Annotated in this window: 26 protein-coding genes and 1 pseudogene; 12 read left to right on the top strand and 15 right to left on the bottom strand. The window is 67.2% G+C overall.

The window, feature by feature from the left end:
• Positions 1-192: 192 nt before the first annotated feature.
• From DEQ92_RS06150 to DEQ92_RS06140, 3 genes are read right to left on the bottom strand one after another with little or no spacing between them, the layout of a single operon-like run.
• Positions 193-1,269: a sugar ABC transporter permease gene (locus DEQ92_RS06150; protein ID WP_050458644.1), complete on the bottom strand. Its 1,077-nt coding sequence runs from the start codon at positions 1,267-1,269 to the stop codon at positions 193-195.
• Positions 1,266-2,201, bottom strand: a complete 936-nt coding sequence (locus DEQ92_RS06145) for a carbohydrate ABC transporter permease (protein ID WP_115820559.1) — start codon at positions 2,199-2,201, stop codon at positions 1,266-1,268. Before DEQ92_RS06145 ends, DEQ92_RS06150 begins: the two co-directional genes overlap by 4 nt.
• A 5-nt stretch (positions 2,202-2,206) precedes the next feature.
• Positions 2,207-3,499, bottom strand: a complete 1,293-nt coding sequence (locus DEQ92_RS06140) for a substrate-binding domain-containing protein (protein ID WP_115820558.1) — start codon at positions 3,497-3,499, stop codon at positions 2,207-2,209.
• Between the two features lie 229 nt (positions 3,500-3,728).
• Here DEQ92_RS06140 and DEQ92_RS06135 point away from each other — a divergent pair, with 229 nt between their 5' ends.
• Positions 3,729-4,868, top strand: coding sequence for an ABC transporter ATP-binding protein (locus DEQ92_RS06135; protein WP_115820557.1), 1,140 nt, complete (start codon positions 3,729-3,731; stop codon positions 4,866-4,868).
• Between the two features lie 63 nt (positions 4,869-4,931).
• Here the strand turns inward: DEQ92_RS06135 and DEQ92_RS06130 are convergent, their stop codons facing one another.
• Positions 4,932-6,938 (bottom strand): glucan 1,4-alpha-glucosidase, encoded by a 2,007-nt coding sequence (locus tag DEQ92_RS06130; protein ID WP_115820556.1) that lies wholly within the window; start codon positions 6,936-6,938, stop codon positions 4,932-4,934.
• A gap of 104 nt (positions 6,939-7,042) precedes the next feature.
• On the opposite strand from DEQ92_RS06130, the gene DEQ92_RS06125 reads away from it, so the two are divergent.
• The 4 genes and pseudogenes from DEQ92_RS06125 to DEQ92_RS06110 form a co-directional block, all read left to right on the top strand.
• Positions 7,043-9,226 carry an alpha-amylase family glycosyl hydrolase gene (locus DEQ92_RS06125; protein ID WP_115820555.1) on the top strand — a complete coding sequence of 728 codons (2,184 nt, stop codon included), beginning with the start codon at positions 7,043-7,045 and terminating at the stop codon, positions 9,224-9,226.
• Positions 9,227-9,231: 5 nt separating this feature from the next.
• Positions 9,232-10,302 (top strand): TrmB family transcriptional regulator sugar-binding domain-containing protein, encoded by a 1,071-nt coding sequence (locus tag DEQ92_RS06120; protein ID WP_004973235.1) that lies wholly within the window; start codon positions 9,232-9,234, stop codon positions 10,300-10,302.
• A 108-nt stretch (positions 10,303-10,410) separates the two neighbouring features.
• Positions 10,411-11,259, top strand: a complete 849-nt coding sequence (locus tag DEQ92_RS06115; protein ID WP_050458649.1) for a YihY/virulence factor BrkB family protein — start codon at positions 10,411-10,413, stop codon at positions 11,257-11,259.
• A gap of 148 nt (positions 11,260-11,407) precedes the next feature.
• Positions 11,408-11,935 (top strand): annotated as a pseudogene (locus DEQ92_RS06110) (zinc ribbon domain-containing protein); the annotation flags it as partial.
• Positions 11,936-11,984: 49 nt separating this feature from the next.
• On the opposite strand, the gene DEQ92_RS06105 reads toward DEQ92_RS06110, so the two are convergent.
• Both DEQ92_RS06105 and DEQ92_RS06100 read right to left on the bottom strand, forming a co-directional pair.
• Positions 11,985-12,188, bottom strand: coding sequence for a DUF1328 domain-containing protein (locus DEQ92_RS06105; RefSeq protein ID WP_004973225.1), 204 nt, complete (start codon positions 12,186-12,188; stop codon positions 11,985-11,987).
• A 215-nt stretch (positions 12,189-12,403) separates the two neighbouring features.
• On the bottom strand, positions 12,404-12,604 hold the full coding sequence (locus DEQ92_RS06100) for a hypothetical protein (protein ID WP_147299476.1): 201 nt from the start codon (positions 12,602-12,604) through the stop codon (positions 12,404-12,406).
• 95 nt (positions 12,605-12,699) lie between these two features.
• Between DEQ92_RS06100 and DEQ92_RS06095 the strand changes: the two genes are divergently transcribed.
• Positions 12,700-13,368, top strand: a complete 669-nt coding sequence (locus DEQ92_RS06095) for a helix-turn-helix domain-containing protein (RefSeq protein WP_050458650.1) — start codon at positions 12,700-12,702, stop codon at positions 13,366-13,368.
• Positions 13,369-13,495: 127 nt separating this feature from the next.
• Here the strand turns inward: DEQ92_RS06095 and DEQ92_RS06090 are convergent, their stop codons facing one another.
• The 5 genes from DEQ92_RS06090 to DEQ92_RS06070 all read right to left on the bottom strand — a co-directional run bounded on the left by DEQ92_RS06090 (position 13,496) and on the right by DEQ92_RS06070 (position 18,127).
• Positions 13,496-14,404 carry a serine/threonine-protein kinase RIO2 gene (locus tag DEQ92_RS06090; RefSeq protein ID WP_004973221.1) on the bottom strand — a complete coding sequence of 303 codons (909 nt, stop codon included), beginning with the start codon at positions 14,402-14,404 and terminating at the stop codon, positions 13,496-13,498.
• Between the two features lie 214 nt (positions 14,405-14,618).
• Positions 14,619-15,380, bottom strand: a complete 762-nt coding sequence (locus DEQ92_RS06085; protein ID WP_115820554.1) for an MBL fold metallo-hydrolase — start codon at positions 15,378-15,380, stop codon at positions 14,619-14,621.
• Between the two features lie 79 nt (positions 15,381-15,459).
• Entirely contained in the window at positions 15,460-16,227 is a 768-nt protein-coding gene (locus DEQ92_RS06080) for a helix-turn-helix domain-containing protein (protein ID WP_115820553.1), read from the bottom strand.
• Between the two features lie 145 nt (positions 16,228-16,372).
• Positions 16,373-17,428: a sensor histidine kinase KdpD gene (locus tag DEQ92_RS06075; RefSeq protein WP_115804526.1), complete on the bottom strand. Its 1,056-nt coding sequence runs from the start codon at positions 17,426-17,428 to the stop codon at positions 16,373-16,375.
• A gap of 48 nt (positions 17,429-17,476) precedes the next feature.
• Complete coding sequence (locus DEQ92_RS06070; protein ID WP_115804527.1) at positions 17,477-18,127, bottom strand: VOC family protein; 651 nt, start codon at positions 18,125-18,127, stop codon at positions 17,477-17,479.
• 168 nt (positions 18,128-18,295) lie between these two features.
• On the opposite strand from DEQ92_RS06070, the gene DEQ92_RS06065 reads away from it, so the two are divergent.
• The 3 genes from DEQ92_RS06065 (at position 18,296) to DEQ92_RS06055 (ending at position 20,947) form a co-directional block, all read left to right on the top strand.
• Positions 18,296-19,123 (top strand): biotin/lipoate A/B protein ligase family protein, encoded by an 828-nt coding sequence (locus DEQ92_RS06065; RefSeq protein WP_050458655.1) that lies wholly within the window; start codon positions 18,296-18,298, stop codon positions 19,121-19,123.
• A 75-nt stretch (positions 19,124-19,198) separates the two neighbouring features.
• Entirely contained in the window at positions 19,199-20,080 is an 882-nt protein-coding gene (locus DEQ92_RS06060; RefSeq protein ID WP_050458656.1) for a deoxyribonuclease IV, read from the top strand.
• A 114-nt stretch (positions 20,081-20,194) separates the two neighbouring features.
• On the top strand, positions 20,195-20,947 hold the full coding sequence (locus DEQ92_RS06055) for a class I SAM-dependent methyltransferase (protein WP_115820682.1): 753 nt from the start codon (positions 20,195-20,197) through the stop codon (positions 20,945-20,947).
• 61 nt (positions 20,948-21,008) lie between these two features.
• On the opposite strand, the gene DEQ92_RS06050 is transcribed toward DEQ92_RS06055, so the two are convergent.
• On the bottom strand, positions 21,009-21,647 hold the full coding sequence (locus DEQ92_RS06050) for an NAD(P)-dependent oxidoreductase (protein WP_004973200.1): 639 nt from the start codon (positions 21,645-21,647) through the stop codon (positions 21,009-21,011).
• A gap of 137 nt (positions 21,648-21,784) precedes the next feature.
• On the opposite strand from DEQ92_RS06050, the gene DEQ92_RS06045 reads away from it, so the two are divergent.
• Positions 21,785-22,132, top strand: coding sequence for a helix-turn-helix domain-containing protein (locus DEQ92_RS06045; protein ID WP_004973197.1), 348 nt, complete (start codon positions 21,785-21,787; stop codon positions 22,130-22,132).
• A gap of 18 nt (positions 22,133-22,150) precedes the next feature.
• On the opposite strand, the gene DEQ92_RS06040 is transcribed toward DEQ92_RS06045, so the two are convergent.
• On the bottom strand, positions 22,151-22,366 hold the full coding sequence (locus DEQ92_RS06040; protein ID WP_004973188.1) for a zinc ribbon domain-containing protein: 216 nt from the start codon (positions 22,364-22,366) through the stop codon (positions 22,151-22,153).
• Between the two features lie 75 nt (positions 22,367-22,441).
• Here DEQ92_RS06040 and DEQ92_RS06035 point away from each other — a divergent pair, with 75 nt between their 5' ends.
• Positions 22,442-22,723 carry a hypothetical protein gene (locus DEQ92_RS06035; RefSeq protein WP_115804529.1) on the top strand — a complete coding sequence of 94 codons (282 nt, stop codon included), beginning with the start codon at positions 22,442-22,444 and terminating at the stop codon, positions 22,721-22,723.
• A gap of 26 nt (positions 22,724-22,749) precedes the next feature.
• Here DEQ92_RS06035 and DEQ92_RS06030 read toward each other — a convergent pair whose 3' ends face one another.
• On the bottom strand, positions 22,750-23,397 hold the full coding sequence (locus DEQ92_RS06030; protein ID WP_115820552.1) for a hypothetical protein: 648 nt from the start codon (positions 23,395-23,397) through the stop codon (positions 22,750-22,752).
• 144 nt (positions 23,398-23,541) lie between these two features.
• On the opposite strand from DEQ92_RS06030, the gene DEQ92_RS06025 reads away from it, so the two are divergent.
• Positions 23,542-24,507 carry a TIGR00269 family protein gene (locus DEQ92_RS06025; protein ID WP_004973180.1) on the top strand — a complete coding sequence of 322 codons (966 nt, stop codon included), beginning with the start codon at positions 23,542-23,544 and terminating at the stop codon, positions 24,505-24,507.
• A gap of 179 nt (positions 24,508-24,686) precedes the next feature.
• Here the strand turns inward: DEQ92_RS06025 and ftsZ are convergent, their stop codons facing one another.
• Positions 24,687-25,898: a cell division protein FtsZ gene (gene ftsZ / locus DEQ92_RS06020; protein ID WP_004973177.1), complete on the bottom strand. Its 1,212-nt coding sequence runs from the start codon at positions 25,896-25,898 to the stop codon at positions 24,687-24,689.
• Position 25,899 lies beyond the last annotated feature (1 nt).

Raw genomic sequence — 25,899 nt, 5'->3', positions numbered from 1 at the left:
GGGGAACTCCCCTGAGACCACATTTCGTCCCGTTCGTGACGGGTGCCCTCTGGCGTGCCCGCATTGCCAGCGAGTTGGCGGAACTACCAACAGGGGAGGGTTAAGGACTTCGGATTCGAGCGACGCGCGTGCCACCGACTGGCGCGGTGAACCGGCCGAAAAAGACGGTATCGAGGGTGCCGCCGACGCGGCTCAGCCTTCCATCCCGCCGAACGACAGGCCACCTTCGATGTAGCGCTGTGCGAACAGGTAGATGAGCATGATGGGCGCGGCGAACGTCAGCGCGAACGCCGAGAACCGGGCCCACGGGATGGAGTACCGGCCGACGAGCGAGTACAGCCCGACGGGGAGGGTGTAGTTGTCCGTCGAAAGCAGCGTCTGGGCGACGACGAACTCGGTCCATCCGGTGAGGAAGGTGAAGATGAACACCGTCGCCAGCCCCGCCTTCGACAGGGGGAGGATGATTTCGGTGACGATCTTCCACGACGGCGCGCCGTCCATCATCGCGGCCTCCTCGTAGGAGACGGGAATCCCGTCCATGTACGTCTTCAGGAGCCACGTGTTGAACGGGACCGCGGTGGCGGCGTAGTACGCCGACAGCGCGAGTTTGCTGTCGTTGAAGCCGAACTGGACGAACAGGGCGTACAGCGCGATGAGGAGCGCGACGCCGAGGCCGCCGCCGATTTGCGTGAACAGCACGTAGCCGTACAGCACCTTCGAGCGCCCGATGAACTGCCGGCGCGACAGCGCGTAGGCGCTGGGGACGATGAGACACATCGCCAGTATCACCGTCGGAATCGCCACGGTGAGGCTGTTCGCGAAGAACCGCTTGAACTCGGAGGTCTCCGTGACCCCGTACTGCGACACGTCGAGGAACGTCAGTTCGGGCGTCTGCAGGAACACCTCGTAGCCGCCGAGGCCGAGGCTGATGCGGTAGCTCGGGACGATGAGGTCGCCGATGACCCACAGGAACGGCTCGATGGTCGGGTCGGCCGGCCACAGGCGAATCCCGCTCGACGAGTACAGCGACGCGCCGGTGCCCGAGAAGGCCCCGACGGCGACCCAGTACAGCGGGAACAACAGGAGCGCGACGACGACCGCGGCACCGAGGGTTATGCCGGCGGTCTTCAGCACCGTCGCGGGGCTGACGCGCCCCTCGCGGATGCCTTCGAGGGTGTACTTGGCGTCCTTGACCGACTCGACGGGGGCCATCGCGGCGGTCCGCGCGTCGTCGGCGAGCTCGGCCGCGATGTCGGAGATGGCGCTCATGCGTCGTCCACCCCCTCGGCGAGCTGTCCCTTCTTGACGTTCAGCATCATGAAGACGCCGATGACGGCCACGGCGACCAGCATGATGGCCGCGCCCTCACCGTACTTCTGGAAGCGGAACGCCTCGCGGTAGCCGTAGACGATGAGCAGTTCGTTCGTCCGCGACGGCCCGCCCTGATTGAACACGTACGGGATGAGGAACTGCTGGAACGACGCCGCGGCCGTGAGAATCGAGGCGAACAGCACGGGGCGCTTGATAGAGGGAAGCGTCACGTGCAGGAAGCGGGCGAAGAACCCCGCGCCGTCTATCATCGCCGCCTCGTGGAGCTCCTCGGAGACGTCCTGCAGGGCGCTCACGGTGATGATGACCATGAACGGGTACGCCAGCCACGCCTCGGTGACGTTGTAGGCGAGAAAGGCCATCCAGCGCTCGGAGAGCCAGGCGATGGAGTTGAGGCCGGCCATCCGGAGGAACTGGTTGGCGAGGCCGAACTCGGCGGAGCTGAAGATGCCGCGCCAGATGGTGATGGTGAAGATACCCGGCAGGCCCAGCGGGATGATGATGAGCGCCCGCATGAACCGCTTGCCGCGGACGCGGTTGCCCGTCACCACGAGCCCGATGCCGAGGCCGACGAGCACCTTGAGCGCGACCGACGTGGCGACGAACAGCCACGTCACGCCCATCGAGTTCCAGAACTGGCCGTCCGAGAGGACCGTCGCGTAGTTGGCGAGGCCGACCCACTGCTCTTTGCCCTGGAACAGCGTGGCCGGCTCCGCGTTGGTGAACGAGAGATACACCAGGTACAGGACGGGAAAGAGCATGAACGCGAGGAAGACGAACAGCCCCGGCAGTACCAACAGCAAGGGCAGGTCGTCCTTGCTCACGACCGGGCTGTCCGCGACGCGCTCGACGGCGCTGTCGACGACGCTCATCGTCCTTACTCCCAGTTAGACCGGATGTTTTCTTCGGCCTTCGTGAACGCGGGTTCGAGCTCCGCGTCGCCGTTTTTCACGCTGTTGAAGGCGTCTTCGAGCGGCCCCCACACGTCGCCCATGTTCGGGTGCGTCGGGATGGGCGTGCCGAGCGAGACGGACTCCGAGAAGCCCTTGACGGCCTCGGGGAGGTCGCTGCTCGAAGCGAGTTCCTTGTGGACCGGGATGTAGCCGAACTCCTCGGCGTTCGCCGAGAGCACGTCGGTGTTCGTGGTGTACCACTCGGCGAACGCGCGGGACGCGGCCGCCGTCGCCTCGTCGCCCTCCAGCGTCGACGTGAAGTAGAGCTGCTTGACCGTCGTGTACGGCTTGGGCTCGGCGTCGCCCTCGGGCGAGGGGAGCCGGGCGATGCCGGCGTCGATGTCGTTGGAGCGAACGTCGCCGAGGAACCACGGCCCGTTGATGGCGAAGGGCGCGTTGCCTTCGAGGAAGACGGCCGCCTGCGGGTCGTAGCCCGTGTCCTTGGGCTGGTACGGGACGAAGTTGTCGAGGATGAACTGGAACCCGTCGAGGGTCGCCTCGTTCGACAGGCCGAGTTCGACGTTCGACTCGTCGAAGTAGTAGCCGCCGAAGGCGTGAGCCCACGCGCTCATGAAGTAGGCGTCCAGCGGGTAGCTGAGGCCGTACATCCCGTTTTCGGGGTCGTGGTACTCCTCCATGATGGCCGTCATGTCGGCGATGGTCTCGGGCGCTTCGTCCACCATCTCCTTGTTGTAGATGAGGCCGACGGTCTCGGCCGCGTAGGGGAGCGCGACGGTCGCGCCGTCGAACTGGACCGCCTCCTGCGCGGGGCGGGTGTAGACCGAGAGGTCCACGTCCAGCTGGTCGCTCTGGTCCGAGAGGAAGCCGTTCTGGTAGTACTCGCCGGTCCAGTCGTGGGCCCAGTCGAACATGCCCGCGCCCTGTCCGGCCGGGATGGCGGAGGTGGTCTTCTTCCGGAGGTCGGCGATTTCGGCGGGCTTGGCCGTGTGGTCCGTCTCCGAGGTGAACGTCTCGGCGTTGGCTTCGAGCGCCTTCTTCTCGGCTTCCGCGCGCTGATGCCAGAGCGTGAACGTCCCGCTCGGGCCCGCGGACTCGGTCTCCGCTCCCGCGGTGGCCTCTTCGCCACCGTCGTCGCCCTCCGCACCGCTCTGTTCGGGCGTCTGCGTCGAATCGGTCTCCGACACGCCCACGCACCCTGCGAGTGCGCCGACGGCCGTCGTGCCTGCCAGTTGCTTCAGGATTGTGCGGCGGTTCATTGGCATAACGAATCTATGATGAACTATGTGTTCATATATTTAATAGTTCGGAATGACGGCCGCATTCGCGGAGAAAATTGCCACTCCGGTGGTCGTGCTCGGTTCACGATATGTGGTGTAGAGGCTTTCAGTAAGCCGAAAACAAGAGATAAAATATAATACGAACTATTGCATCACAAATTCAGAAAATAGGAAAACGATTATGGACGATGGGGCTAGACAGGGAGTAATGGCACGTCTCACGCTCGAAGCGCTTCGCAAGGAGTACGACCGGGGTCGCGTCGTCGCCGTCGAGGACCTCTCGCTCGACGTCGAGGACGGCGAGTTCATCACCGTCGTCGGCCCCTCGGGTTGCGGGAAGTCGACGACGCTCCGCATGGTCGCGGGGCTGGAATCGCCCTCCGGCGGCACGATTCGAATCGGCGACGAGGACGTCACGGACCAGCACGCCCGCAAGCGCGACGTGGCGATGGTGTTCCAGAACTACGCGCTGTACCCGCACAAGACCGTCATGCAGAACATGGCGTTCGGCCTGCGGATGAGCACCGACCTCTCGAAGGACGAGCGCCGCGAGCGCGTCCGCGAGACGGCGTCGATGATGGGCATCGAGGACCTCCTCGACGACAAGCCCGACGAGCTTTCCGGCGGGCAGAAACAGCGCGTCGCGCTCGGCCGCGCCATCGTCCGCGAACCCGACGTGTTCCTGTTCGACGAGCCGCTTTCGAACCTCGACGCGAAGCTCCGCACCACGATGCGGACCGAGATTCAGCGCCTCCAGAACGAGCTCGGAATCACCTCGCTGTACGTCACCCACGACCAGGAGGAGGCGATGACGATGGGCGACAAAATCGTCATCCTCAACGACGGGAAACTCCAGCAGGTCGGCCGCCCGAAGGACGTGTACGAGAACCCCGCCAACGAGTTCGTCGGCGGCTTCGTCGGCTCGCCCTCGATGAACTTCCTCGACGTGTCGGTCGAACGCGAGGGCGACCGCCTCGTCCTCGTCGGCGACGGGGCGTTCTCCTACCGCCTGTCCGAATCGTTCTCGGCGACGCTCCGCGAGGCCACCGACGCGACCGACCTCCGAGTCGGCGTCCGCCCGGAGGACGTGGTGACGGCCTCGTCCGGCGAGAACGTCGTCGACTCGACCGTCGGCGTCGTCGAGCCCATCGGCTCGGACAACTACCTCCACCTCGACATCGGCCCCGACTTCATCGCCCGCGTCGACTCGGACATCGAACCCGAGACGGGCGAGACGGTCGGCGTCACCTTCGACGAGTCGGACCTCCACGTCTTCCACCCGCGGACCGGCGAGTCGCTCCTCTACCGCGAGTCCAAGCGGCGCGCGGCCCCGACGCAGCAGGCGTGAAGAAGTAGTTCGCTGTTTTCTCGCGGCGGTCCCTCGCTGTTCGACAGCCGCGTCGCCGCCGACTTACTCCCCGTCGAAGGCGTCGTCGGCGTCGAGCGTCGCCAGCGTCGCCAGCCGGAGCGCGTGCGGCCAGCCGAGCGGCGTCGCGCTGTCGGGCGTGCCGTCGTCGAAGAACTGCTCCGCGAGGTAGCCCTCGTCGGTGCACAGCGGGCCGTCGGGGAGGACGAGGTCAAGGAGCGCCCGGCCCTCGTCGGCGAACTCCCCGGCCCGGTCGTCGCCGTGTTCGGCCAGCAGGGCGGCGAGCTCGACGCCGGCGTTCGCGCCCCACGCGGTCGAGACGGTCCAAATCTTCTCGGAGGACTGCTCGCGCATCCGCCAGTCGTCGCCCTCGAAGCGGACGAGTCCCTTCACGTCGCTGTCGTCGGGGTCGTGCCAGAGGCCGTCGAAGACGGACTCGACGTGGCGGACGAGCCGGTCCAGCCGGTCGTCGTCGACGCCGTCGAGTCGGTCGTAGGTCCGGTGGGCCGACGCGAGCGCGAGCGCGGCGGAGTCGTAGCGGTCGTCGAGTTCGCCGTCGGCGACGCGGAGGGCGTAACAGCCGCGGCCCTCGCTCCAGAGGTGGTCGATGCCCACGTACACCTCGCGGGCGCGCTCTGCGGCCCGGTCGGTCAGCGCCGAGTCGAGGTCAGACAGCGCGAGTTCGGCGTAGGCTTCGAGGAACGTCGCCGCGGTGTGGCTGAACCGGCCGGTCATGTTCTCCCACGCGTTCTGGCAGTCGACGGGGAGGCCGTCGTCACCGAGGGTGTCGTCGAGGCTGTCGAGCGCGCTCGCCAGCGTCTCCTCGATGTCGGCGCGGAGGTCGTCGTCGGCACAGCGGTCGTGGTAGGCCGCGAGGAAGGCGATGACGCTCCCGGTCTGGTCGGCCTGATAGTCCGCGTCGTCGCCGGATTCGAGGCGCGCGTTCGCCCAGCCGGGCGCGAGCGAGCCGTCGAAGGGCCAGACGCGGTGGGGCCACGAGCCGTCCTCGCGCTGGGTTCGGCAGTAGGCGCGGGCGCTCTGCTCGTGCCACGCGTCGAGGCCGAGGTCGAGCCGCTCGTCGGACTCGAAGAGGAACGTCGAGATTTCGGCGTCGTCGCGGAACCACGTGTAGCCGTAGCCGCCGGAGTAGGCGTAGTAGGGGTCGAAGTCGGGGCCGGCGATGCGGAGGCCGAGCGCCCCGGACAGAAGCGAGAGCACGCGGATGTCAGCGCGCATCGCGGCCGATTCGCGGTGGTCGGGAACCGCGCCTTCGACCTGTCCCGCGGTGCGCTCGCGGAGGTCGTCGAGGTCGCGGGCGACGAGGTCGCGGACGCGGTCCAGCGCGTCCTCCCGGCTCGTCTCGGTGTCGTCGGTGAGCAGGTGGCCGACGGCGGCCGCGCCCGCCTCGAACGGGACGGTCCCGACGACCGCGCCGCTCAGTTGGCCCTCCTCGTAGCAGTCGTCGGTGCGGGGGCGCGGCAGTTCGACCTCGCCCTCCGAGAGCAGTTCGTCGAAGCCCTCGGGCACGCGACCCTCGACGTGTTCGAACGCCGGCGACGACGCGAGGAAGTCGTGTTCCTCGGCGTGGTAGGCCTCGACGGCGTCGCCGTGGGTCAGTTGCCCGACGAGCGTGTCGCGGCCGTCCGGCTGGAAGTGGACGAAGGCGACGAGTTCCACGTCGGCGTCGGTCTCGAACCGGCTGACGTGGCCGTCGCCGACCGCGAGGTCGTACTGCGTCACGCCGCCGTGGGGCGTCTCGTGTTCGGTGACGACGAGCGCGCCGTCGCCCGCGTACGACTGGCTCGCGCCCTCGTCGAACCAGTGGACGCCGGATTCGTCGCCGACGGGGCGGACGCCAAACCGGGAGCGCTCGACCCCCCAGAGCCCGGACAGCGGGTAGCCGAAGTCGCGGAGCGAGCCGTCGGTCTCGACGTGGACTAACCGGCTTCCGAGGCCCGAAAACAGGCCGCTCGTCGTCCGTCGCTCGCCCGGGAACCGAGTCGGGTGGTCTGCGTGCCGCTTGTAGTCGGCCAGCGCGTCGCGTAGTTGCATTGCTGAGTCGTGGGACCTCCGCAGATAATAATCTTGGTGTAATGTTCCTTCAAACTTTCATGCCGTTTCGAAACGGTAAGGGCCCCCCTCCCCGGAGAGGTGGTATGCATCACCCCGGTCCGCCGCGAGTCACGACGGTCGGCCGCCCCGTCGAACTCGCCCCGAGAGCCCCGGAACGAGACGCAACGTACCGCTGGCGCGTGCTCGACGCGCCCGAAGAGAGCGCCGTCGCGGTCGGCTCCGGGCCGGTCGCCCACCTCGCCCCCGACGTTCCCGGCACGTACCGTCTCGAACTCGACGCGCCCGACGGCCGCCACGAACAGACCGTTCGCGCCTTCCCCGACGACCGCCGCCCGGCGACGCTGGCGGTCCCCGCGGCCGACCTCGAACCCGCGGCGCCCGACGAGGTGTCCGTCATCGGGCCGTTCAACGACCGCCTCGTCGGCCGCGACCGCCCGCGCCGCGTCGGCGACGACTACGCCCTCGACGTGGACCTTCCGCCGGGAACGCACCCGTTCGGGTTCGCCCCGCACGACGACCTCGCGGAGCAGGTCCGCGGCGAAGTCGAGGTTCCCGGACCGGGCCGCCCGCGGGTTCGACTCGACGCGCGAGTCGGGCAGGAGAACAGCGACGAACTGGTCGTCGTCGCGGACGCGGAGCCAGCGCCCGACGCCGAGGAGGCGACTCTCTCGGTCGAGTTCCTGTTCGACGGCCGCGACGCGCTCGAACCGGGCGACTGCGAGGTCGATGGCGACAGCCTGCGCGTCCCGGTCGAAACGCTCCGCGAGTTCGACTCGTCGGAGCCGGTCCGCGTCCACGCCGTCGCGGTCCAGACGACGACCGAGTCGGGCGAGTCGTCCGTCCGGCACTCGGTTCTCGACACGCTGGTCGTGGAGTCCGGAGGTACGGGTGACGAAACCGGTTCCGGCCTCGCCGGCTTCGCCGTCTCGCGTCCCGGCGACGCGCCCGAGTGGGCGCATCACGCGACCGTCTACGAGGTGTTCGTCCGGTCGTTCGTCGGCGAGACGCCCGACCCGACGTTCGACGAACTCGCCCGGCGGGTTCCCTACCTCGAATCACTCGGCGTCGACTGCCTGTGGCTCACGCCGATACTGGAGAGCCACACGACCCACGGCTACCACGTCACCGACTACTTCGAGACCGCCTCGGACCTCGGCACGCGCGAGGACTTCGAGGCGCTCGCCGACCGCTGTCACGACGCCGGCATCCGCGTCGTCTTCGACCTCGTCATCAACCACACGTCGCGGGACCACTCGGCGTTCCAGTTCCACTCGACCGGCGTCCCCGGCTACGAGGACCACTACGCCCGCGTCCCCGAGCGCGAGGACCCCTCCGAGGTCGACTGGGGCGGCCCCGGCGCGGCGGAACACTACTTCAACTGGACGCGCATCCCGAACCTCAACTACGACTCGCCCGCGGTCCGGTCGTGGATGCTCGACGTGGTCTCCGAGTGGGCGGCGGTCGTCGACGGCTTCCGCTGCGACGTCGCGTGGGGCGTCCCCCACGGCTTCTGGAAGGAGGTCCGCGAGCGGGTGAAAGCCGACGACCCCGACTTCCTGCTCCTCGACGAGACCATCCCGCGGGACCCCGCGTACCACGAGACCGAGTTCGACGCCCACTACGACACGACGCTGTACGGGTCGCTCCGCGACGTCGGCGCGGGCGAGAAACCGGCGACGGCCGTCCTCGACGCGGTCGCAGACGCCCGCTGGCACGGCTTCCCCGACGACGCCGTGCAACTTCGGTACATCGAGAACCACGACGAGGAGCGCTACCGGAGCGAAGTCGGTGAGGACGCGCTCCGGGCGGCCGCGGCCGCGACGTTCACGCTCCCCGGCGCGCCGATGATTTACTACGGCCAAGAGACCGGCGTCGAAGCCCAGCGCGGGACGATGCGCTGGTACGACGCCGACACCGACCTCGTGGAGTTCCACCGGCGGCTCTCCCGTCTCCGCGACGCCCACGAAGTCCTCCGCGTCGGCGACGTCGAACCCGTCCCCGCCAGCGTCGCTCCTGCCGGAAACGGCGGCGTCGAGTCCGACCGCGTGGTTGCGTTCGCCCGCGACGACGGCACCGACCGGCTCGTCGTCGTCCTGAACTTCGACGGGGAGCCGACGACCGTCGAACTCGGCGTGGAAGTCGAGGGGACCGACCTCCTGACGGCCGAGCGAGTCGACGCTGGCGGCGCGGCCGGGGGCGACGGGCGCGCTCGCGTCACCGTCGCCGACGCGGCCGTGCTCCGAGCCGCCGGCGATTCGAGCCATTAAGTATCATGGTCGATGACAGTCCGACCATGGACGACCGGGAACTCGCCGACCTCCTCGAGCAGTTCGGGCTCTCAGAGAAGGTCGTCGACACGTACCTGACGCTGCTCGAACTTGGGGAGGCGAAGGCGAGCCAGATCGCCGACGCGGCGGGCGTCTCCAAGCGCTACGTCTACAGCGTGAGCAAGGAACTGGAATCGCGCGGGTTCGTGGAGGTCAACGACCACGTCGTGCCGACGACGATTCGGCCCCTCCCGCCGATGGAGGTCATCGAGTCGCTCTCCGAGAGCGTCGAGTCCATGCGCCCCGCGCTGGAGGAACGCTACACGGCCACCGCCCGCGACCAAGAGCGCTTCGAGGTCATCAAGTCCCGCGTGACGGTGCTCAAGCGCATCGCCGAACTCGTCGGCCGCGCCGAGTCCGAAATCACGCTGTCGCTCCCCTACGACGTGCTCGACGAGGTCGAAGACGAGCTTCGGGCGGCCCGCGAGCGCGGCGTGCTCGTCTCGCTCGTCGTCAGCGGCGTCGAACCGCACGACGACCTCGCGCTCGACGGCGTGGCCTCGCTGGTGCGCGTCTGGCACGAACTCATGCCCACGATGCTCACCGTCGACTCGCGAACGGGGCTCATCTCCCCCGGCGAGATGGTCGCCCGGTCGAACTCCGAGTCGCAGGCCATCGTCTTCGCCCAACCGCACCTCGGCCCGGTCATCGTCGGCTCCTTCTTCGGGAACTACTGGCCGATGGCCGCCGAGGCGTACACGACAGACCCCGACCCGCTCCCGGCGACGTACCACAACTTCCGCCACGCCGTCCTGCAGGCGGCGCTCTGCGAGCGCGCGGGCATCGACCTCGACGTGACCGTCAGCGGGCGGATGGTCCACACCGACGGCCCGACCGAACTCCACGGCCGCGTGGTCGACATCCGGCAGGGGCTCCTCGAACCCGCGAACAACTCCTTCCCGGTCGAGAACGCCTTCGTCGTCGAGACGGACGAGGGGACCTACAGCATCGGCGGACAGGGCGCGTTCGTCGAGGACTTCGAGGCCGACGCGGTCGAGTTCACCGCGACCGAGTAGCCTGCCTGACCCCGTTCCTGTTCCTTCGAGACCGCCCGCATCGCCGCCCGCGTGGTACGTTCGCGGACCCGCCACCGAATTATTACGTGGGCCTCGCGTTGGACGCTCATGGACCGCGACGGAGCCCGCCGCCTCGCCGCGCGGACGCTCGCCGTCATCCGCGAGAAGAACGTCACGGTGACGGCCGCGAGTCTCGCGTACTACGCGTTCAACTCGCTCGTCCCGCTGACGCTCCTGCTTTTCGTCCTCGTCACGACGTACGGCCGCGTCGAAGCCTTGCTCCCCACGTTCGAACTGCTCGTCGGCGTCGACCTCTCGCAGTTCGAACCGACGCTCAGAGCGGTGAGCGGGAACTCGGCCGGGCGAGTACGCGCCGCGGCGCTCGCCCTCGGTATCTTTCTCTGGAGTTCGCTCCGGCTGTTTCGCGGGATGGACAGCGTCTTCAGCGAGGTGTACGGCACGCGGAAAGAGGTCTCGGCGCTCAGGCGATTCCTCAACAGCGTCCTCGTCATGGCGACGGTCGCGGTCGGCGTCGGCGTCATCGCCGCCGCCGGTCTCGTCGTCTCCTTCCGCGTGACACAACTGCTGTGGTCGGTCGTCGCGCCGGTTCTCCTGTGGGCGCTGCTCACCGTGCTTTTCGTTCCGATGTACGCGCTGTTTCCGGGCGTCGACGTCTCTCCACTGGAACCGGTCCCGGGGGCGGCGCTCGCGGCGCTCGGGTGGACGGCGTCGCTCCAGGCGCTCCGCCTCTACTTCGGCGTCTCTCAGAGCATCGAACTCTACGGTGCCGCGGGCGGGGTCTTGCTCATCCTGACGTGGCTGTACGTCGGCTCGCTGGCCCTGCTCGTCGGCGTCGTCGTCAACGCGGTGCTGGCGAACCGGGTCGATGCCGACGCCGACTGGTACCCCGGCGACGAGGCGGCGGGTGACGAGACGACGGGTGACGAGCGAGGCTGACGGTGGCGCGTCGCCGCGAAAAAGCGTTCAGCGTCCCCTACCTGAATCGAGGAGAGAGTCCCGCCGTTCACGGCGGGCGTGAATCCGACAACAGGGACACAACCGCCGACAATGCTCAGTCCGGGGTATCCAAATCCTTCGCCGCGTGGAGCAACTTGTCCGTGACCTCATCGAAAGGTTGCACGGCGAAGGCGTTTCGACGGTGTACGTCGGGGCGTTGACGGACGTACTCGATACGCACTGGTCGGTGGAGACGAACGCCAAGACGCACAACTTCTGGGCGTTCCGCGCGTTCATCAACCGCCTCGCCTGTACCGCCGAGGAGTATGGTATCTCGGTGGAGGTTCGTTCGGAAGCATGGACCTCTCAAGAGTGTCCGAACTGCGGTTCAACAGATCGGACGACACGCCACCGCGACACGCTGACGTGCCCGTGCGGTTTCGAGGGCCACGCAGACCTCACAGCGTCCGAAACGTTCCTGAGACGTCATCAGAACTCAGAACGTTCTGATTGGCGAACGAGACACGGTGTGTCTCGTCAACGGCAGACCGACGTAGCACGGCCGATGGCACGGCCCGTGTGCCTCAAGTGGAACGACCACGACTGGTCAGAGTCACCACGCTCTTGTTCCAACGAGGAGCGCACGAACCCGCAAGTTGCCTCCGTGGGTTGGTAAGCGATACCCCCAGCGAGAGGAAACCCCGGCGTTCGCGCCGGGGAGGATGTCATAGGAGGAACGTGACGACGGCCAGCACGAGGAAGATGACGACGAGGATGCGCGCGACTTTCATCGAGAGCCCCGCGATTCCACGGAAGCCGGCGAGCCCGGCGACGAGGGCCAAGACGAGGAACACGACGGCGTAGTAGAGGAACCCGCCGCCGCCCTGCAGCGGCGTGAGCGCGGCGACTCCGAGCGCCGAGAGCGTCATCGTCCGGCGGTGGGCCGCGTGCCCCCGCGTTTCACCTCCCGCACGTGTGCGACGGGTTTCGGCGGCTTCGGAGCGCGAGCGTCCCCGGTCTCATCGGCGTGAACTGTGTGTCTCATCGCGTTCGTGATTGCCACCCGCACACAATGAGGTCGGCCCCTGCATTGGCAAGGTTCGGTCCGTCGCGGGGGCCTGATTCGCCGACGCCGACCCCCGAGTTAGCGACGGTTCAACGCTTCGGCGGCGAGTTGCGCCGCGAATCCGGCGCTACTCCACCGGAGCGAGAGCGCTCCGGCAGCCAGAAACAGCACTCCCTGTTTGGTTCGGCCCTTCGCCAGCGCCCTGAACCCCGCGACGGCCGAGGTCAACACGCTCAGCGTTCTCGTCCACTTCGAATCCAGCAGTTGGCGTCCAATCACGTTCTGAACGAGCATCCGAAGCAGTGTAACCGGCGGGCCTGCGTGTGCCCCGGGCCGCCCGCAGACAAATGTACCACGCTCGCCTATCCACCGCCATGGCAACTATCGTACGGGGCGCGATTCCGTCCGAAGAATTCGCGTTAGGTCACACGCTCTCCGCGCTTCCGGGCGTCGAAATCGAGTGCGAGCGTATCATCGAGAGCGGCGAACAAACCGTGATGCCTTTGGTGTGGATTCGTCACGCCGACCGCTCGGACATCGACGACGCCCTGCGAGAAGACCCGTCGGTCGACGAAGTCACCTGTCTCTCGGAGTTCGACGACGAATATCTCTACCGGATGGCGTGGGTCGACCACGTTCACCTGCTCCTGCAGATGATAACGAACTCTCACGCGACGATTCTCGACGCGTACGGTTGGGGCGACGAGTGGCAGTTCCGCGTACTCTACCCGGCTCGCGACGACTTCGCGCGGACGCACGACTTCGCGGAGGAACACGGACTGCGATTCGAAATCGAGTCGATTCGAGAGATGGACGCCGAACCGGCGGGACGGTACGGTCTCACCGAAAGCCAGTTCGAGGCGCTCGTGACGGCGGCCCGAGAGGGCTACTTCGAAGTGCCCCGGCGAATCTCGCTCTCCGAACTGGCCGACAAGATGGGCGTCTCTCACCAGTCGCTCTCCGAGCGAATCAGGCGGGGAACAGATGCGCTCGTCGAAGACTCCTTGCTCATCGGGTCGGTCCCGGACGATTTCCGGGACTGAGACGCCGTATTCGGGATTTCATATCGCGGTATGTGATTTATTCTCTCGTCCAGCGGCCCCTCGTCGAGCGAGAGCGGTAGCTGACGCTCGCAACGGGTGACACGCGGAGTCGCCGAGCGAAAGGCCGTCAGGCGTGGGTGGTGACGCTCTCGAACTCGTTTTCGGCGATGGCGGCCGACAGCGCGTCGATATCCACGTCATCGGGCATCTCGGCGGGGTACTTGCGGCGGAAGTAGCCGACGATGTTCTTCGCGTCGCGCGCGAGGAGTTCGCGGGCGTTGTCGTGGTCGGTCGGGACGGCCTGCGGCCAGTCGAAGACCGTGATGCCGCGCTCGCCGACCGCGACGTTGTACTCGGACATGTCGGCGTGGACGTAGCCGGCCTCGTAGGCCTCGGCCATCTCGGAGAGAATCAGGTCGAGGACGCCCGTCACCTGCTCGGATTCGAGCTTCGCCTTGGCGAGTTCGACGCCGTCGAGTTTCGCCATGATGATCGCGTGGCGGTTGTGGTCGACGGGGCGCGGGACCGACACCTGCGGAAAGAGGGTTTCGAGCGCCTCGTACTCGCGTTCGGCCGCCTTGCGGGCGGTGTAGAGCCACGAGACGTGGTGGTTCTCGGAGGTGTAGTCGCGCTCGCGGCGCACCTCGCGGAAGTTGGTGTACCCCTCGCGGTGGAACTTGAGCGCGAGCGGCTTGAACGACTGCACCTCGAACACGTCGCTTTCCTTGCCGACGCCGAGGGGCGCGCCGAACCCCTGAATGGTGTCTCGTTGGGCGAACGTCCGGAGGGCGAGCGCGTCGTACCCCTCGACCGTGAGCTTGTACCCCTCGTACTGGATGGTCTTGCGCTCGATGAGCTCGCGGGTCATACAGCGGTCGATGCGGTAGTCGACCTCTTCGGCGGTCAGCCCCGAGTTCTTCGGGAGCTTCTCCCGGTTGACCCACTCGCTGAAGCGCATGCCCTGCTCGACGCCCGAGAGGAGGTAGAAGTCCTCGGGCTCGAGTTCGGCCATGACGCCGGCGACGTTCCGTACCATGCACGTCCGTCCGTCGGCGAGGCGTAAAAGGCCCGCGAGTCGGCGAATGTCGCCCATGATAAATTGCATGTGACGATACGAAATCGGGCGTGACGACTCACGCAGTTTCGGAGGGTGGTGTGGGGGTCGGCGTCCCCGTCAGAACTGACCGAAAGAGTTGCTACGCACAGTGCCTACCTACCGTTCGTACCGTAGTCGCCCCGTGGAACTGCCGTTACAGAGATACCTGCTCACCGTCTTCGGGGACGAGGACGTTCTCGGTCTCCGCTCGCAGTTCCTCACGGGAGAGCAGACAGTGGTTGATGGCTTCCATATGGACAACTGCCACGGTCGCATCCGTGGCCTCCCGGACGGCCGCGATGTCTTCGACGCCCATCGTGATTGGTTCGCCCTGGTCGAACTGTGCTTCCCCACCGTTGAGGACGACCATCTCAGGTTCGAACCGGTCGAGCGTTTCCGCTACTGGGTCGTACCAGATGGTGTCCCCGGCGATGTACAGCGACTTCTCGCCCTCGAAGACGAACCCGGAGACAGGGCCCATCCCCTCGGCGAGTTCGCCGTGGCCGTGCTGTCCCGGCGTCCGGTGGATCGTCACCCCGTCGAACGACGTCTCGTCCTCGACGGGTCGCACGTCGGTGAAGCCCTCGTCGCTGAACGCGCCTGCGTCCTCGGGTTGGCAGAACAGCGGCACGTCCGCATCGAGTTTCTCTCTGGCTGCCTCGTCCCAGTGGTCGGGGTGACGATGCGTGACGACCACGGCGTCGTAGTCGAGTTCGACGTCCGGGAGCGGCACCAACGGATTTCGCTTCTGGTTCGCCGTCGTGAGGAACTCGGGCACCGCCGGATTGTCCGTCACCGTCGGCATCTCGCCCTGCGGCGTGAACATGGGGTCAACGAGGAACGTGGTGTCATCGACCGTCGCAAGCACCGTCGCGTTTCGCACGAGTCGTACGCGAATCTCGGAGTCGTTTGTCATACGTACCTCGCTTGGGGAGTTGACCGGTTACGATTTGTTCTGAAATATTCCAACTCCCTCGACTCGGGCGTGGTGGCAACTACTCGATGAACTCAACGTCCCCGAGGTCGAGGGACGTGTCGATATCGACGGTCATCGAGTCGGCGGCGAACTGTTCGGCAAGCCACGCCTCGGCTCGGTTGAGTCGGTACTGGAGCGTGGAGCTCGGCACGTCGATCTCCTCGGCGATCTCGCTAACCGAGGCCTTCCGAGGTTCTTCGTAGTAGCCGCGAGTGAGCGCGGCTTCCAGTGCTGTCTTTTGCGCTGTCGTAAGGTCGTGCTGTGTCCGTCCATCTTCGAGCAGACAGGGGGGTTCACCGAGTCGTTCGACCGTCAGCGAAAGTCCGTCGCGGAGATTCGTTCGAACGTCGTCGTGTAAGGTTCCGAGCGAGCCGTCGACGAGGAGGTGCCAGCGGAACTGGTCGCCGTGGCGTTCCGACCGCATTATCACTCCCTCACCGAGGTGGTTCGCGGCGGCGATCGGGAGTGACCGCGGGCCGTCACCTTCCCGCTGGAGCGAGTAGATCTTCCGCGATTCCGGGTTCGACGAGAGCATCTCGTACCTGTACTCGGTGACCGGTGCGCCGCACATCCCGACCAAACTCGACTCTTGGGTGACCCGTTCGAGGCGCTCGTCGTACTCGTCGAGGACGGACGGTGTGCCGACGAGCTTCTCGATGCCCCATACCGCCTCGCTGGTCGCTTGCACCTGCATCGACCGCGCGTACAAATCGGGAGACTCGATGAAGACGTCCATCAGTGGGTCGACCCCTCGCTCGTACTCGATGGTAAACACGACCTCGCGCATTATTGGATAATTCCGCTCGGTGGGTATAACCGGTCGGCTCCTATCCCAGAAACGCGCTCCTGATTGGGAGTACGTCTCCGAGCGCCCGGTTCAATCGGCGAAACCGCGCGAAAATCACTATCTCCCCGCCTCCGAGGCTGTGGACTCAGGCCGCGTCGAGGTGGAACTCGACGACCGCACCCTCGCCCTCTTCGGTCGGCGGGAGTCGGAGTTTGCCGCCGTAGGCCTCCACGATCCACTTCGAGAGCCAGAGGCCCAGCCCGTTGCCGTGGGCGAGGTCGCTCTCTTCGACGTTCTGCTCGATGAGTTCGCGCTGGTGGTCGGGGATGCCCGGTCCGTCGTCGGTCACGCGCACGACGACCTCGCTTCCGACGCGCTCGTACGCGAGTTCGACCGTCGGAGCCGGGCCGGCGTGTTCGAGCGCGTTCTCGACGACCTCGCGGAAGGCGATTTTCAGCTTCTTCCCGCCGACGACTGTCGCGGGGCCGTCGCCGCTGACGGTGATGGTCGCCTCCGGGGTGGCCGCCGAGCGGTCGTCGACGAGCGATTCGAGGAGCGCGCTGAGGTCGACCGTCTCGCCCTCGGGTTCGCTGTCGACGAGTTGGGTGACGGTCTTGACCTGGTCGCTCATCGTGCCGAGGTCGTCGCCGGTCGCTTTCAGGCGCTCGCCGATGCGGACGGTCTCGTCGTCGCCGCCGTCGGTCGCGAGTTGGTCTCCCCAGCCGAGGAGCAACTGCGCGGTGTGCCGGAGGTTGTGGCGGACGAGTCGGTTGATGACCGCCGACCGCCTGTACTGTTCGGACAGCTCGCGGGTTCGAATCCGGCGCACGTCGTTGAGGCCGATGAGGACGTGCGCGACGGCGCTCACGCCGACGACCACGGCGGCGCTGAAAAGCGGTTCGCTGACCGTCCCGCCCGCGGCCCGCTGGTAGCTCCCGATGAGCGCGAGGACGAACACGGTGACGACGACGCCGAGGAGGTTCCAGCCGGCGACGCGGGCGACATGGACGGTTTTGAGGTCGCTTCGGTAGACGACGGGGCCGACGGCGACGAAGAGCACCGCGATGAGGAGGCCGAAGCCCGCGGCGACGAGCCCCGCGAGGTCGGATGCGACCGAGGCGACGCTGTTCGAGACGATGGCGAACAGGGCCAGCCCGGTGAGGCTGAGCGACCCCGCGCCGACGAGACGAGAGACGTTCACGGTTCGTTGACTCTCGTGAGTGTAATAACGCTTCTCTGAAACGAGTTGTCACTCGACGTTGACGCGGTACGGAAGTCCCTCGGGGTCGAAGACGCCGTCGGCGTCGCACTGCGCAGAGACCGGGCCGACGGTCGCCTCGCTGTCGGTCGGGTACCACGCGCGGCCGACCGGCGAGACGACGAAGCGGGCGTCTCGGTCGCCGACGAACACGAGGTCGCCGCCCTCGAACGACTCCAGCGGCTCGATGCCGAGGGCCTCGGTCAGCGACGCCACGAACTCCTCGACGTTCGGGACCGCCATCCCGACCTCGGTCGCGCCGCGGAGGTCGGTCGCCGGGTCGAACTCGCCCGTGGCGTCGCCGTCGTAGCAGACGTACTCGATGACGTTGCCCTCGGGGTCCTCGAAGTAGACGGAGTCACAGCCGAGGAAGTCGAACCGGACGCTCGGCCCCCCGTCGGTGTCGAGCACGTCAACGTCCGCGCGCTCGTCTAACCACGCGACAACGGAGTCGACCGCGGCCGAGACGGTGAAGGCGAGGTGGCCGGGGTCGGCGTCGCCGAGTTCGAACCACAGGGTCGTCTCCCCGGCGGTCGCCGAGCGTTGTGACCCGGTGACCGGCGCGAACCCGAGCGTCTCGACGTAGAACTCACACAGCGAGATGGGGTCGGTCGCGGCGAGGGCGACGCGGTTGAACTTCATGGTTCCACGTCACCGCGGTGCGGTTTAATCGAATCGCTCGCGTCGGCCGCGCCGGCCGCGTCGACTGCGCCGCCGGTCGGCCGCCCGACCGGTGACCGTCGCGACGAGGCCGGACGGCTCGCGGCCGAGCGTCGAAATCGCTTTCTCCCGGATGGACGAAGCCGACGTATGAACGACTCGCAGGGGTCGATTGCCGACCGCGAGTGGCGCGTGATTCGCGAGGAGGTCCGACCGGGGCCGATGCAGATGGCGCTCGACGAGGTCGCGGGCGAGACGGCCGCCGCGGGCGGCCCCCGGACCGTCCGCGTCTACTCGTGGGAGCCGAGTTGCCTCTCGCTCGGCTACGGACAGGACCCCGAGACCGTCGATTGGGACTACTGCGAACGCGAGGGAATCGACGTGACCCGCCGACAGACGGGAGGCGGCGGCATCTACCACGACCGCCACGGCGACGTGGCCTACTCCATCGCCGCGCCGAAATCGGAGCTGCCGGGCGACCTCATGGACTGCTATCACCTCCTGTGCGAGCCGATTCTCGACGCGATTCGCGCGGTCGGCGTGGACGTGGACTTCGTCGACGACGACGTGCCCGTCATCTGGCATCCCGCCTGCTACCTGCGGGCGCTCCACCCCGCCCACGACATGGTCGCCGCGGGCCGGAAGGTCGCGGGCAACGCCCAGTACCGCCGCCGCGACGCCGTCGTCCAGCACGGCTCGCTCACCTACTCGGTGGACGCCGAGACCCACCTCGACGTGTTCGACGGCCACGACGTGACGCCCGAGGCGTTTCGGGAGCGCGTCGTCGGTATCGACGAACTCGTCGACGCCTCCCGCGAGGAGTTCGTCGCGGCGCTCACCGAGTCGCTCTCGGGGTTCGTCGACGCCGACGAGGGGTCGTGGACCGACGACGAACTCGACCGGGCGCGCGCGAAGGTCGACGAGAAGTACCGCGCTGACGACTGGGTACGCCGGCGTCCGGGGTCGCGGTCCGACTGACCGGCCGCCACCGCTCCCGTCGCCGTCGCCGCCGACTCCGAAGTCCCTTTGTTCGGGTACGCCGTCGGACTCTGCATGCACGTCGGCGCACACGTCTCGATGTCCAGTTCGAAGGTCTCCTCCGACGACGAGACCCCACCGCACGGTAACGTCGCCAACGCCGTCTTCCGGCAGGTCGCCTTCGGCGGCAACTGCGGGCAGATTTTCACCACCTCGCCGCAGGTGTGGCGCGACCCCGACATCTCCGACGAGGAGGCCGAACTGTTCCGCGAGGAGACCGCCGACGAACTGTCGGGGCCGTGGGTCATCCACTCGTCGTACCTCGTCAATCTCTGTACGCCCAAAGACGGCCTCCGACAGAAGTCGCTGGACTCGATGCAGACGGAGGTCGATATGGCCGACAAGCTCGGCATCGAGTACGTGAACGTCCACCTCGGTGCCCACACCGGCGCGGGCGAACAGCAGGGCCTCGACAACGCCGTCTCCGTCCTCGACGACCTCGACATCCCCGACGGCGTCACCGTTCTCATCGAGTCCGACGCGGGGTCGGGCACGAAGATGGGCGACGACTTCGCCCACCTCGGCTACGTCCTCGAGGAGTCCGAACAGGACCTCGACGTCTGTCTCGACACGGCCCACGCGTTCGCCGCGGGCTACGACCTCTCGACGGCGGCGGGCGTCGACGAGACGTTCGAGGAACTCGACGCCGAGGTCGGTCTGGAGCACCTCAAGTGCGTCCACCTCAACGACTCGAAACACGAGTGCGGGACGAACAAGGACGAACACGCCCTCATCGGCGAGGGGCTCATCGGCGAGGCGGGCATGCGCGCGTTCATCAACCACGACGCCATCGTCGACAACGACGTGCCGCTCGTCCTGGAGACGCCCACCGAGGACGGCAAGGGCTTCGCGTGGAACATCGAGCGCGTCCGCGAACTCCGCGCCGACGCGGAGTAAGACACCGGACGGGGAGTCACTGACCCGTCGCATCGACTGTTTTTTGGGTCGCCGCGCCCGACACCGCGTGTGCGACGTTTCTCGGAATCGTACCTCCGGCGGACGCGAGCGGGCATGTGGGACGACTCCCGCGCGGCCCTCGCCGACCTCGACCTCGACGGCCGGGCTCGCATCCTCGACGTGGGCTGCGGGACCGGCGAGTTCACGCGCGTCCTCGCGGAGGCCTCGGACGCCCGCGTCGTCGGCGTCGACGCCGACACCGACCTGCTTTCTGTCGCCAGCGACCGCGCCGGAATCGAGGCGGTCGCCGGCGACGCGACCCGACTTCCCTTCGCCGCCGACAGCTTCGATTTGGTCGTCTGTCAGGCGCTCCTCGTGAACCTCCCCGACCCGACCGCCGCGCTCTCCGAGTTCGCCCGCGTCTCGTCGGACCTCGTGGCGACGGTCGAACCCGACAACGCCGCCGTCGGCGTCGACTCGACCGTCGAGGCCGAGGCCGCGCTCGACCGCCGCGTCAGAGACGCGTTCCGCGACGGCGTGGCGACCGACGTGGCGCTCGGCGACCGCGTCCGCGGGCTGTTCGCCGCCGCCGGCCTCTCGGTCGTCGGAACCCGCCGGTACCATCACCGGAAGCTGACCGAGCCGCCGTACGACGACCACGACGTGCGGAGCGCGGCCAAGAAGGCGACCGGCGAGGGGCTCGACCGCCACGAGGCCGACCTCCGCCGCGGCCTCGACGACGACTCCTACGAGTCCGTCCGCCGCGAGTGGCGCGAGATGGGGCGCGAAGTCGTCCAGCAGATTCGGGACGGGGAGTACCGCCGGGCCGAAGTCGTCCCGTTCGACGTGACGACGGGGCGAGTGTAGTCGGGTCACCGCCGGACCGATTCAACGCGACCCGACTCGACGGCCGAAAAAAGCTATCTGTTCAGTAGCCGACCGCGAGCTGTTCGTGGACTGCGTCGCCGCTCTCCAGTTCGTCCGCGAACGCGATTGCGAAGTCCTCCATGGAGATGCGGCTCTCGCCGTCTTCGTCGGCGACGAGTTCGCCGAGCGCGGTCCGGAACTCGCCGGTCCGCTCGCCGGGTTCGATGAACGCCGCGGGCGCGACGTAGGTCCACCGCAGGTCGTCGGCGTCTTCGAGCAGGCCGTACGCCTCGATGGCGGCGCTGGCGACCGGCTTCCACTCGTCGGGGAACTCCGGCGAGTCGATGAGCCGCGTGTCGGGGGCGACGTTCAGGATGCCCGCGCCGCCGGTCCAGACGAGGCGGTCGACCGAGGCGCGGCGCATCCCGTCGACGACGGCGTCGAGCATCTCGACGAGGACCTCCGGCGACTCGTCGTCGCCCGGGCCGAGCGCGGAGGCGACCGCGTCGTGGCCCGCGGCGAGTCGCGCGATTTGGTCGGCGTCGGTCGCGTCGCCGGCGACCGCCGAGAAGTCGGGGTCGTCGACGCCGTCGACGTCGCCGCTTCGGGAGACGCCGGTCACCGCGTGGCCGCGGTTCAGGAGTTCGTTCGCGATTCGCGTGCCGATTCGGCCGCTCGCACCGAGGAGGAGTACGTGCATGATGGTGTGTTGTGGGTCGTGTCGTGAGTGTGTTCGTCGCTCGGTTCGCCGCGACGATGCGGTCACATCGTCATACTTGGTCAACGAGGGTGAGTTTATTATATCTAAGCGAACCTCGGTGTGAGTAGGTCACGCCGATGTCACCGCACCAGAACCTCGAAACGAAGTACGAACAGTGTCCGGTCATCAAGACGCTCGAAGAAATCGGCTCGCGGTGGCGGATGACGGTCATCCACGTGCTGCGTGAGGGCGACCTCCGGTTCAACGAACTCAAGCGCGCGAGCGGCGCGAACTCCCAGACGCTCTCGCGCGTGCTGGACGACCTCCAAGAGCTGGGGTACGTCGAGCGGGAGGTCGAAGACGGCAGTCCAATCGCGGTGTACTACTCGCTCACGCAGAAGGGCGAAGAGCTGCTACCGGCGTTCGACGACATCTCAGAGTGGGGCGAAAAATGGATGTCCGAGGACGGCGGCGCGGAATCGTAACCGGCGCAGCGTGGTCGCTCAGCCGAGGAACAGGTCGACGAAGTTCCCGCTCGACTGCCCGCGGTAGAGTTCGGAGTAGCCGCAGTTCGCACACGAGACGACGGTGAACTGGCGGTTCTGGATGTCGAACATCTTGGAGAGACCGGTCCCCGAGGTCGCGATGGAGTCGATTTCGGTCTCGGAGTGGCCGCACTTCGGACAGCCGTCGCGGTCGGCACTTGGTGGAGGGCTCATGTTGGGTAGTTGAACTACTCCAGTGAAAAAACCACCTCCAAAACGATTTCCTGCCTCCCGCCCGCGAGTACGCACATGCCCGCCGGTGGTCTCGTGTTCTTCCTCTTCGTCCTCCTCAGCATCGGTGCCGCAATCGCCCTTTACGCCGCGATTCAAGGCGAGACGAGCGACTTACCGACGATGAGTCGCGAGGAGGCGGAACGCCGCGCCCGCGACGAGGGGATGCGGTACAACGAAAAACACGGTCGCGGAACCGACCGCCGCCCGGACGAGAACGACCGAGGTGACGGCTCTGGCTGGGGCTCCGAGCGCATCGACGACCGCGACCGCGGCCGCGACGACGCCCGTGACTGGTAGCCGGTCGGCCCGGCTCGGTTCCGCCCTCAGACCACGTCGCCGCGGACCGACGTGCCGGTCTGTTCGGCCCGGTAGGTTCGCATCGCCTCGACGGCCGTCTCGGCCTCGTCGCCTTCCAGCCCGAGCATCTCCAGCGCGCCCGAGAGCGTCGGGAAGGCGAACTCGCTGTTCCGGAGTTTCGACATCGCGTCGGGCGAGCGCTGGCCGTCGGCGTAGAGGCAGACGCCGCGGGGGTCGAGAATCTGTTCGTAGGCCTCGCGGGCGACCGCGCCCTTCAGCCGCTGGGTGACGTTGTCCTCGAACGAGGCGTTGCACACTTCGAGGTGGACCGGTTCGTCGTCGTCGGGGAGCAGGTGAGCGGCGAGGCATTTCTCGGGGGCCGCGTAGCCGTTCGCGTTGGCTCGCAGCAGGTCGGGATGCTCGCGCGCCCACTCGGCGCGGACGCTCTTGCCGACGCCCTTCACGCCGTGGGACCGCTCGAACGCCTCGGCCGCGTCGGGGTCGCCGCGGAGGAGGATGTCTTTCGTCACGTACACGTCGAGTCGGTCGAGGGGGTCGAGGCCGAGCGCCACGTCGCCGTAGACCCACACCTCGCGGACCGGAACGGGGAGCGTCTCGGACTCGACGGCGTCGACGACGGCGTCGACTCGGTCGAGGGCGGCGTCTCTGTCCATCGACTGTCCGTGGGGTTCGGAGGGTCAAACCGGTTGCGACCGAGCGTGATGGGTGTGACCGAGCGCGGTCGGGTCGCCGGTCGAGCGAGCGACGCCCGCCCCGAGGCGAAACCCGTATCCCTCCCGCCGGGCAAGCGACCGGCAATGGAGTGCGACAAGTGCGGCCGCGACGCGGTGATGCACGCGGCCTACTCCGGGGCCCACCTCTGCGAAGACCACTTTTGCGCCTCGGTCGAGAAACGCGTGCGCCGCCGCATCCGCGAGGACAACATGCTGCCTCGCGACGCCAGCCCGGAGAACCCTCAGACGTGGGTTATCGGACTCTCCGGCGGCAAGGACAGCGTCGTCCTCACACACATCCTCGACGACACGTTCGGTCGAGACCCCCGAATCGAACTCGTCGCCCTCACCATCCACGAGGGCATCGAGGGCTACCGCGACAAGTCCGTCGACGCCTGCGTCGAACTCGCGGAAGACCTCGACATCCACCACGAACTGGTCACCTACGAAGACGAGTTCGGCGTCCAGATGGACGACGTGGTCGAAAAGGACCCCGAGAACATGGCCGCCTGCGCCTACTGCGGCGTGTTCCGCCGCGACCTGCTCGAACGCTTCGCCGACGAGCTCGGGGCGGACAAACTGCTCACGGGCCACAACCTCGACGACGAGGCGCAGACGGCGCTCATGAACTTCTTCGAGGGCGACCTCAAGCAGGTCGCAAAGCACTTCGACGCCAGCATCGGCGACTTCGAAAAGCGCCGCGACGCCGGGGAGTTCATCCCGCGGGCCAAGCCGCTGCGCGACGTGCCCGAAAAGGAAGTCGCGCTCTACGCCCACCTGAAGGACCTCCCGGCGCACATCACCGAGTGCCCCCATTCCTCGGAGGCCTACCGCGGCGAGATTCAGCAGTTGCTGTTGAAACTCGAAGAGAACCACCCCGGCACCCGCCACTCCATCATGGCCGGCTACGAGGAGTTAGCCGAACTGACCGCCCGCGAGTACCGCGGCGAGGGCCGCGTCGACCTCAACGACTGCGAGCGCTGCGGGTCGAAGACCGCCGGCGACGTCTGTCGGAAGTGCCGGCTCATCGAGTCGATAGAAGCGGTCTGAGCGGTACGGAACGCCGATTTCTCGCCGTGTCTTACGAGTCGGACAGTCAGACAGCCACGGGTGAGGTCACACCGACCGAGCCGTCGTCGACGCTCACGGTCGGAGAACCGCGTCAGCGAAAAAGAACCCACGAGTGTACCCGACGGGCGCGGCGGCGTCCGCGCGGGTCAGACAGGGCGTTACCGGATGACGTCGAGACCGTTGTTCTTCTCGACCTCGTCGCGGCCGCCGTCGGACCACGTGCCGCTCTGCGCCGTCTGGGCTCGTTCCGAGCTATCGAACTCCGAGCTTGAACCCGAGTGCTGTTGTTGCTGCGACTCGCGCGACTGGATGCTCTGACGCGACTTGTCGGCCTGCTTCTGCGTCGTCGGACCGAGGACCTGCGCGGACTGGACGCCCGTCATGATGGCCATGACGCGGACTTTCCCCTTGTACTCGTCCTGAATGCGAGCGCCCCAGATGACGTTCGCGGCGGCTTCCAGCCGTTCGGTGATGTTGCTCGCGATTCCCTCGGCCTCCTTCAGCGTGAGGTCGGGGCCGCCCGTGATGTGGACGAGACCGCCGGACGCACCGCGGTAGTCCACGTCCAAAAGCGGGTGGTTCATCGCGTCGTTGACCACTTCTTGGGTCTTGTTCTTGTCTTGCGTCTCGCCAACGAGCATCACCGCGACGCCGCCCTGATTCATGATTGTCGACATGTCGGCGTAGTCGAGGTTGATGAGCGACGGTTGGGTAATCGTCTCCGAGATGCCCTTGACGGTCTCGGCGATAATCTGGTCCATGACCGAGAACGCCTTGCCGATGGGCAGGTTCGGGACGTAATCGAGGAGGCGGTTGTTGTCCAGCACGATGATGGAGTCGGCCTCGTTGCGGAGGTTTTCGAGTCCCTCCTCGGCCTTGACCGTGCGGGCGCGCTCGACGTTGAACGGGGTCGAGACCATGCCCACGACGATTGCGCCCTGCTCCTTTGCGATCTTCGCGACGACGGGGGCCGCACCGGTACCGGTGCCACCACCCATCCCCGCGGTGACGAACACGAGGTCGGCGTCGCCGAGCACGTCTTTGATCGTGCCCTGTGCCATCTCGGTCGCACGCTCACCCATCGACGGGTCACCACCGGCGCCGAGACCCTGCGTCAGGGACTTCCCGACGAGGATTTTCGTGTCCGCTTCGATCATCTTCAGGTGCTGCTTGTCGGTGTTGATGGCGACCGTGTCGGCCCCCTCGACACCGATGTTGTACAGGCGGTTGATGGTGTTGTTGCCAGCACCACCGGCGCCGACGATGACGATTCGCGGGTCACCGAACTGGTCGTCGCTGTCGTCGAGCGACGACTGCGTCTTGCGCTCGGCCTCGTCCCGTTCCATCGCCTCGCGAACGATATCCTGCATA

This window comes from Haloferax sp. Atlit-6N, assembly GCF_003383195.1.
Classification (GTDB): Archaea; Halobacteriota; Halobacteria; order Halobacteriales; family Haloferacaceae; genus Haloferax; species Haloferax gibbonsii.
This window is presented reverse-complemented; position numbering and strand designations above follow the sequence as displayed.

Bases quoted from the DNA above. Each gene is read 5' to 3' on its own strand.
- DEQ92_RS06150 (WP_050458644.1), bottom strand. From the start codon at position 1,269: ATGAGCGCCATCTCCGACATCGCGGCCGAGCTCGCCGACGACGCGCGG.
- DEQ92_RS06145 (WP_115820559.1), bottom strand. From the start codon at position 2,201: ATGAGCGTCGTCGACAGCGCCGTCGAGCGCGTCGCGGACAGCCCGGTC.
- DEQ92_RS06140 (WP_115820558.1), bottom strand. From the start codon at position 3,499: ATGAACCGCCGCACAATCCTGAAGCAACTGGCAGGCACGACGGCCGTC.
- DEQ92_RS06135 (WP_115820557.1), top strand. From the start codon at position 3,729: ATGGCACGTCTCACGCTCGAAGCGCTTCGCAAGGAGTACGACCGGGGT.
- DEQ92_RS06130 (WP_115820556.1), bottom strand. From the start codon at position 6,938: ATGCAACTACGCGACGCGCTGGCCGACTACAAGCGGCACGCAGACCAC.
- DEQ92_RS06125 (WP_115820555.1), top strand. From the start codon at position 7,043: ATGCATCACCCCGGTCCGCCGCGAGTCACGACGGTCGGCCGCCCCGTC.
- DEQ92_RS06120 (WP_004973235.1), top strand. From the start codon at position 9,232: ATGGTCGATGACAGTCCGACCATGGACGACCGGGAACTCGCCGACCTC.
- DEQ92_RS06115 (WP_050458649.1), top strand. From the start codon at position 10,411: ATGGACCGCGACGGAGCCCGCCGCCTCGCCGCGCGGACGCTCGCCGTC.
- DEQ92_RS06105 (WP_004973225.1), bottom strand. From the start codon at position 12,188: ATGACGCTCTCGGCGCTCGGAGTCGCCGCGCTCACGCCGCTGCAGGGC.
- DEQ92_RS06095 (WP_050458650.1), top strand. From the start codon at position 12,700: ATGGCAACTATCGTACGGGGCGCGATTCCGTCCGAAGAATTCGCGTTA.
- DEQ92_RS06090 (WP_004973221.1), bottom strand. From the start codon at position 14,404: ATGGTACGGAACGTCGCCGGCGTCATGGCCGAACTCGAGCCCGAGGAC.
- DEQ92_RS06085 (WP_115820554.1), bottom strand. From the start codon at position 15,380: ATGACAAACGACTCCGAGATTCGCGTACGACTCGTGCGAAACGCGACG.
- DEQ92_RS06080 (WP_115820553.1), bottom strand. From the start codon at position 16,227: ATGCGCGAGGTCGTGTTTACCATCGAGTACGAGCGAGGGGTCGACCCA.
- DEQ92_RS06070 (WP_115804527.1), bottom strand. From the start codon at position 18,127: ATGAAGTTCAACCGCGTCGCCCTCGCCGCGACCGACCCCATCTCGCTG.
- DEQ92_RS06065 (WP_050458655.1), top strand. From the start codon at position 18,296: ATGAACGACTCGCAGGGGTCGATTGCCGACCGCGAGTGGCGCGTGATT.
- DEQ92_RS06060 (WP_050458656.1), top strand. From the start codon at position 19,199: ATGCACGTCGGCGCACACGTCTCGATGTCCAGTTCGAAGGTCTCCTCC.
- DEQ92_RS06055 (WP_115820682.1), top strand. From the start codon at position 20,195: ATGTGGGACGACTCCCGCGCGGCCCTCGCCGACCTCGACCTCGACGGC.
- DEQ92_RS06050 (WP_004973200.1), bottom strand. From the start codon at position 21,647: ATGCACGTACTCCTCCTCGGTGCGAGCGGCCGAATCGGCACGCGAATC.
- DEQ92_RS06045 (WP_004973197.1), top strand. From the start codon at position 21,785: ATGTCACCGCACCAGAACCTCGAAACGAAGTACGAACAGTGTCCGGTC.
- DEQ92_RS06040 (WP_004973188.1), bottom strand. From the start codon at position 22,366: ATGAGCCCTCCACCAAGTGCCGACCGCGACGGCTGTCCGAAGTGCGGC.
- DEQ92_RS06035 (WP_115804529.1), top strand. From the start codon at position 22,442: ATGCCCGCCGGTGGTCTCGTGTTCTTCCTCTTCGTCCTCCTCAGCATC.
- DEQ92_RS06030 (WP_115820552.1), bottom strand. From the start codon at position 23,397: ATGGACAGAGACGCCGCCCTCGACCGAGTCGACGCCGTCGTCGACGCC.
- DEQ92_RS06025 (WP_004973180.1), top strand. From the start codon at position 23,542: ATGGAGTGCGACAAGTGCGGCCGCGACGCGGTGATGCACGCGGCCTAC.
- ftsZ (WP_004973177.1), bottom strand. From the start codon at position 25,898: ATGCAGGATATCGTTCGCGAGGCGATGGAACGGGACGAGGCCGAGCGC.